This window comes from Nocardia sp. TBRC8007, assembly GCF_056629435.1.
On the sequence record NZ_JBWSOR010000168.1, the window covers coordinates 1 to 423 of the forward strand.

General features: G+C 64.8%; 1 protein-coding gene. It reads left to right on the forward strand.

Annotated elements, in window-relative coordinates:
* Positions 1-423 (forward strand): condensation domain-containing protein (locus ACX4ZE_RS23130; protein WP_480275577.1); only part of this gene is annotated, 423 nt, incomplete at both ends.

Sequence of the window (423 nt, forward strand, 5' to 3'; positions counted from 1 at the left end):
CCGAGGAGGCGTTGACCGAGCTGGTCGGGTTCTTCGTCAATACGTGGGTGTTGCGGGCACGCGTCATCCCGACCGGTTCGTTCACCGACCTGCTCGGGCAGGTACGAGAAAAGGCGCTGGCCGCCTACGCCCACCAGGACGCGCCGTTCGAGCTGCTGGTCGAACTACTCAACCCGATCCGCTCCACGGCGCATCATCCACTGTTCCAGGTGGCGTTGGCCTTCCAGAACAACACCCCACCGGTGATCGCGCTGCCCGGCATCGATATCTCCTCCTTCTTCACCTCCCCCGGGACATCCCGCTTCGACCTGTGGTTCAACCTCGGTGATGCCCCCGACGGTGCGGGATTGGTCGGGTTCGTGGAATACGCGACCGAGCTGTTCGACCGGGCGACGGTCGAGGCGCTCGTGGCCCGGTATGTGT